General features: G+C 32.4%; 4 protein-coding genes. All 4 read right to left on the minus strand.

Features of this window, described 5'->3' with window-relative positions; translation table 11 throughout:
- Positions 1–434: 434 nt before the first annotated feature.
- Positions 435–2,372: a restriction endonuclease subunit S gene (locus K8Z87_RS13480; RefSeq protein WP_227478104.1), complete on the minus strand. Its 1,938-nt coding sequence runs from the start codon at positions 2,370–2,372 to the stop codon at positions 435–437.
- Positions 2,373–2,377: 5 nt separating this feature from the next.
- Positions 2,378–3,802, minus strand: coding sequence for a class I SAM-dependent DNA methyltransferase (locus tag K8Z87_RS13485; RefSeq protein ID WP_227478105.1), 1,425 nt, complete (start codon positions 3,800–3,802; stop codon positions 2,378–2,380).
- 1 nt (position 3,803) lies between these two features.
- Positions 3,804–6,188: an EcoAI/FtnUII family type I restriction enzme subunit R gene (gene hsdR, locus K8Z87_RS13490; protein WP_227478106.1), complete on the minus strand. Its 2,385-nt coding sequence runs from the start codon at positions 6,186–6,188 to the stop codon at positions 3,804–3,806.
- Positions 6,189–6,424: 236 nt separating this feature from the next.
- Positions 6,425–6,639: hypothetical protein (locus K8Z87_RS13495; RefSeq protein ID WP_227478107.1), on the minus strand; the 215-nt coding region annotated here is incomplete at its 5' end.

The following is a 6,639-nucleotide window of genomic DNA, read 5'->3' on the forward strand; positions in this document are numbered from 1 at the left end:
GTAGCTTTTTTTTCGCCAGTGCTGTTTTTGTGGTTTCATAATTGACTATAATTAAATGATTAATTTTTAGTCAACCTATTTCAGGAAAGTTCATTTTTCAAAATGGTGTACAACGGTCTTGTGTATGAAACGTAGCGTATAAATAAAAGCTAACTTTTCGGATTTAGCACGAGCCGAATTTTTTATTTTTATGTTTAATTTTCTTTTCTAAATATAACCAAATAAAAAATTTGGTGTACTTTGTAAATATACAAAAACCTCTCGGAAAGCTTATAATAGCTATGTTTTATACACGTTGTTGTGCATAGTGCTTTTCACGTTCTGCTTGGTTTTCCAATGTTTGTTATTTAGTTCAGATTGAGCGTTGGCAAGACATACTCTTTTGCAATTTTTGGCGTAGCGTTGGCTGTAGCGAATTGCGAATGTGTATGGCTTTAAGCGTTAGCTTTTTCAGGCACAATTCCTTTAGTTTCCATCCATCGTAATGCTTTCAATATTCTGCTTTTCTCAAATTTGGCTTTTTCCTCTGACCATTCGTAAAAGCGTTTACTTATTAATTCGTCCGTAATCATTTGTTTTTCCTCAATCAGTTTTTTCCAACACGCATATAAAGTTCCGACCAATTCAATTGAGTCAGATTTTGCGGTTTTAAAAGTGTCAATTATATACTGAATGCTTTCTTTCTCGTTTGCAAAGAACTTTTCAAAGTCCGCTTTATGTCCTCCAGCTTTTTCTAATGGTTTAAATTTTAATAATTCTGACTTTTTATACTCAAACCATTTTTTGGTTTTCATTTGTTTATCAAGAGAACGAGCCATTTTTGGGTCATAAGGACCAGCAACTTGTTGTAAAAAGTTTGTTGGTAATTGCATTGTGCTTGATTCTTGTGCTAAATAAATTAGTTTTTGCAATTTCAAATGACCTAAAGTTGGCTCTTTTTGAAGTTGCCAAACTATTTCGGTTGCCAATAAAGTACGTTTGTAGTAATCTATATTTGTTGGTTTAGCGGGTAAGTCGATGATTTTGGTTTCTTTTTTTACTTTAGTTTCAAATGCTTCTTTTAAAACTGCTTGCATTAACATTTCAGAGTTTACCTCGCATTGGATTATTTCTTTTTCTAAAATATTGCATTTAGCCAATAAGGTTTCAACCTTTTCTATAATTACTTTTTGTTCTGCTAAAGGTGGCAATGGAAATATTATGTTTTTGCACATCGTAACAGATATATTGTCTTGACCTGCAACACCTTTGAAGTGCATATTTTTTAAGTAAAGATTTGAAAGTAAAAATTTATAGATAAAAGGATTAACTGATTTTTCAATACAACGAAAAATTGCAATTGCTTGATTACAATTCCATTCAGGATAATCATTTGGAATAATTGCAGTTTTTCCAAATGGTGGACCTACAATATTCATAATAACTTCGCCTGGAAACAGTCTACATCTTTGCAATGATGAATTATGAATTTCACTTGTGATAAATTGTTCTTTATACTCAAAATTAACTTTATTATCTCTGATATTATAAACTTTGAGATAAGGTATATCTTTTGAAACGAAAAACTCTTTAGCAGGTGTTGAGCCTGAAGTAATATTATTACAAATATCTCCTAATTTACACCAAGACCAATTTTTAGGCAATTCAAATGGAATTTCTTGTTTTGAAATTTTTGGCAAAGTCTTTTCCTTCTTTATCTTTTTCTCTTTTACAAGTTTTTCCTTTTTTCCTTTTATTCGTTTAAGTAATTCAGATGCAGGCTCAATATTTTTATTTTCTTTACGCCAACCTTCTGTAAGTTTTCCTTGAATAGCTTCCTGTAATATAGATTTTTTATAATTGGTGATAAGCTGTTTTTGGGTTTGTATTTCATCTTTTAAAGATGAAAAATCCTCCTCTTTCGAAATTATTTTTTTTGCAATCTCTCTCTGGATATCAATTTTTGGTATATCAATTTCTAATTTTAATAAATCTCTTTCGTGAATGCTTTTTTGAGCACTACCTACTATTGTTAATTCATCTATTTTTTTTAAAAAATGGTTTGAGTTAAGTAATCGTTTTAAATATTCAATATCAACAATTTCTGTATTCACAGAAAGAGTCGGCATATTTTCAGTTACTATACAATTGTGAACTTCCTTTGGGGCAAAACCAATAGCACCATCTTTTAAACCTTGCCTTGTAAACATTACAGTATTAGGGTATTGTTTAAGGTCGACTACAAATTGTCTCTTTCGTCCAATTTTGTTACCTAATTTTTTCCCTCTAAACTTTACACCTGTATGTTGAGAAATAGTTACTTGTCTGTATTCAATTTCATCCTTTATACGAGTCTCAATTCTATATTTGTTTAAAAGCTTTTCTAATTTCACAATCATTATTTAAGAGTTTCTAAAAGACTTAGACTATTGCGAAACGAACTTTGTAGCTTATCTATAATAATATCAGTAGATTCTAATTTTTCTTCTTCTTGTTGAAAAGGATTTTTGATATCTAAATCCCAATCTTTTATATCATTGATATTTACTTTCCACGCTATTTCACTCTCTTTACGATTTTTCCACCACTCAATAATAGGTTGAAATTCTTCATATTGGATAGGCTTTGTTTTAGAGTAACTTTTTTGACCTTCAGGTAATTTGTGCTCGTAATACCAAATATCCTTTGTTTTACTTCCTTTCTCAAAAAAAAGTAAATTGGTGCTCACTGTTGCAGGAAAAAATGTGCTCTGTGGTAAACGAATAATTGTATGCAAGTTACAGTCGGTTAATAATTTTTCTCTAATTCTCGCTTTTACACCATCGCCAGTAATTGAACCATCAGGTAAAACAATTGCACAACGTCCTTTTGGGTTTAATAATTTCAACATTAAAATCACAAATAAATCTGCGGATTCTTTGCAACGATAAGTAGAAGGGAAGTTGGTTTCCACACCATCAGCAATACTTGCACCAAATGGCGGATTTGCCAAAATCACATCTACTTGGTCTTTTCTCCCAATACTATTATATTCTCGTTTAAGACTGTCAATATAATGATAATCGGGAATTTCAATTTCGTGTAGAATTAAGTTTGTTAATCCTAAAACAAAAGGGACAGGTTTAAATTCCCAACCTGTAATACTTTTTTGCAAAATATGCTCATCATCAACTGTATTTACATAATTTTCTCTAACAAAATCAATAGCTTCGGTTAAAAATCCAGCCGTTCCCGATGCTGGGTCAAGTACTTTTTCTCCCAGTTTTGGGTTAGTCATTTCTGTCATTAACCTTGTGACTGCTCTTGGTGTGTAATATTCGCCTTTGTTACCAGCATCTCTTAATTCTACTAAAATACTTTCGTAAATAGTACCAAAAACTTGTTTGTCTTTAGAGCTGTTAAAATCAATTTTATTCAGTTCATTAATAACTTTACGCATTTCATAACCTGACTTCATAAAGTTATTTGTACCATCAAAAATTTGCTGAACAATACTTGCTCGTTTTGGATTTTTAGGATTTGTTAATGTACTTAAAGTCGCAAAAAGTCCTTTATCATTTTGTGTCGTTCTATCAATAAAATCCAATAATTCGTCTCCTGTTATTCCTTCTGTGTCGGTTGCCCAATTTCTCCATTGAAATTTGGTTGGAATAACTGATTCGTAATTGTCTTTTATAAGTGCAAGTTCTTGGTCTTTATCATCAATGATTTTTAAAAAAAGCATCCATCCCAACTGTTCTAATCGTTGAGCGTCTCCAGAAATACCTCTGTCTTGACGCATTATATTTCTTATACTTGTTATTACTGCTCCTACGTTCGCCATTTTATGCTATGCTGTTGTATAATTCTGATTCTAATTCTTTTATTGCAGATAAATATTGTTGTTTACCTCCAAATGCCTTTATTAATTCAATTGGTGTTCCCAATTTATTTAATGGGTCTAATTTTAAAACCTCTGTGCTTTCAATAGTCAATAAACCATCTTCTGCATATTTATCTAAAAGACTATTTATAATGGTTTGTGCTTTTTTGCCATATTTTGTAAAATAGTTTCGTTTTTTAACATTGTTTGCTCGTTCTTTTCTTGTTAAAGGTTTTGCTTCAAATGCTAAATGGCAAATCAAATCGAAAGGGTCAAAATCTTTCCCAACTTCTTCTTTTAACGCATCAAAGAAAATTCCTTGTTCTTCTAATTCCTCGATTATTGCTTCTTTCTTTTCTGCTTTGTTCCAATGATTTAGGAATTTTTCTAAAGTTTGATATTGTTTTGTTACATTATTTTTGGTGTAATTTTTTAAACTTTCTGTGATTATTTTTCCGTCATTCCCTAAATATTGGATGCGTTCGTTTACAATTTTTACAGGAACTCCATTAACTCGAATTTTTCCTCTTGGACCTTCTATTATTTCTCCGCCACCTTCAATTTCTGGGTAATCAGGTTCTTCATCAAATTCAATTTCTTCTCCATCTAAAATATCAGTGATGATTTCTTCTGTTGTTTCATCTTCTGCACCACTTAAATCATCATCTTCATTTACTTGCTTAATCATTACTGGGTCGCCATCAAAATCTGGGTCTGCAAACAAGTTGGTAACATTTCGGAAATCCATAATTGTAAAATAAGTTTTTCCGTATTCTTCATTTATTCGAGTTCCTCGACCAATAATTTGTTTAAATTCAGTCATTGAACCAATGTTACTATCTAAAACAATGAGTTTACACGTTTGTGCATCAACTCCTGTTGTCATTAATTTTGAAGTGGTTGCAATTACAGGATAAGGTTCACTTGGATTTATAAAACTGTCTAATTCTCGTTTGCCTTCTTCGTTGTCTCCTGTTATTTGCATTACATATTTATTGTTCTGCGAGAATAAATCGGAATTGGCGTTAGCCAATTCTGTTCGCATTCCTTCTGCGTGTTCAATATCTATGCAAAACACAATTGATTTTGCAAAACGGTCATAGCCTTTTAGAAATTCCGTTATTTTTTTCGCTACAGATTGTCTGCGTTCATCAACAACAATATTTTTATCAAAGTCGGTTCTGTTGTAGATTCTATCTTCAACTGGTTCTCCGTTTTTATCTAAAAATCCTTTTGGTGGTCGCCAACCTTCTGCATCAATATCCAATGTTACTTTTACAACTTTGTAAGGTGCGAGGAAACCATCATCAATTCCTTGTTTTAAAGAATAAGTATAAATTGGTTCTCCGAAATAATCAATATTTGAAACTTCTGTCGTTTCCTTTGGTGTTGCTGTTAAACCTACGTGAGTTGCGTTGTTGAAGTAAGCAAGAATTTCTCGCCATTTACTATCTTCTTTTGCACTTCCTCTGTGGCACTCGTCAATTATGATTAAATCGAAAAAATCTGGACTAAATTGTTTGTACGCATCTTCGGATTTACTATCTGAAAGACCTTGATACAATGCTAAATAAATATTGTAAGCAGTATCTATTTTTTTCTTTTTAATGATTGTCATTGCTTCCTTAAAAGGTGCAAAGTCTTTTCGGAATGTTTGGTCAATTAATGCTGTTCTATCTGCTAAAAAAAGGATTCGCTTTTTAGCACCACTTTTCCATAATCTCCAAATAAGATGAAAAGCGGTGTAAGTTTTGCCACAACCTGTAGCCATTACCAATAAAATTCTGTTTTGTTCTTTAGCAACAGCTTCAATAGTTCTATTGACTGCAATTTGTTGGTAGTATCTTGGTGTTTTTCCAGAATTATCTTGAAAATAGTCTTGTTTGGCTATTTCTTCAACTTCTTCAGTTTCAATTTCTTTGTACTTTTTATATTTTTTCCAGAGTTCTTCCGGACTTGGAAATTCATTTAGGGCGATTTCTTTTTCAATTATTCCGTCAGTTGCGGTTTTGTCGTGAAAATAAAATCCGTCTCCATTGCTACTAAACACGCAAGGAATATCCAAGGTGTTGGCGTAGCCAAGAGCTTGTTGAATTCCACTTTTTACGCTGTGTTTGTTGTCTTTTGCCTCAATTATGGCAATCGGAACATTTGGTTTGTAGAAAAGAATATAGTCAGCAAATTTTCTTTTACCTCTTGCAGTAAGTTTTCCTTTCACATAAATTCGACCGTCCGTGAAGAAAATTTCTCGTCCTAATTGAGTTTGCTCGTCCCAACCTGAATTCAGAATTGCAGGTGTGATAAATTTCGCTTTTATGTCAGATTCGGATAAGTCTTTTTTATTCATTCATTTCGCTGGTTTGGTCGAGCGTTGGCTAAAATAGCTCTTTTGTTTTTTTAGCGTTGGCTTTTGCGTTGGAAAAAAAACAAATGTGCTATTTATGTGGCTGGCTTTTTAGTTCAAATTTTCAATGTTTTCTTGTTTTTCCGCATTATGCACAACGTCTCGGCTAAGCGTAGTGCGGAAGCAAGTAAACGTTACGTTTCCGACTGCGCACGGAGCTAAAGCTTTTTGTTTAGTTTTTAATTTTTCATGTCCAAAGCTAAATCCAAAAGATTTAGCGACTTTATAAATATACGCAGACATTTCGATTTAGCCCAAAACTCCGCATTACGTTTAGGCATTGTTGCCACATGTTTTTCTTTTTGCGCAAACAGACTAAAATCCCACGTATCGATTGCGCACAGCATATCAATTCCAATTACGTAATACATATAATTCCAACTGCGTAAACTTG

It is taken from the genome of Winogradskyella immobilis (assembly GCF_021887715.1).
In the GTDB taxonomy this organism is placed as follows: Bacteria; Bacteroidota; Bacteroidia; order Flavobacteriales; family Flavobacteriaceae; genus Winogradskyella; species Winogradskyella immobilis.

Bases quoted from the DNA above. Each gene is read 5' to 3' on its own strand.
- hsdR (WP_227478106.1), bottom strand. From the start codon at position 6,188: ATGAATAAAAAAGACTTATCCGAATCTGACATAAAAGCGAAATTTATC.
- K8Z87_RS13485 (WP_227478105.1), bottom strand. From the start codon at position 3,802: ATGGCGAACGTAGGAGCAGTAATAACAAGTATAAGAAATATAATGCGT.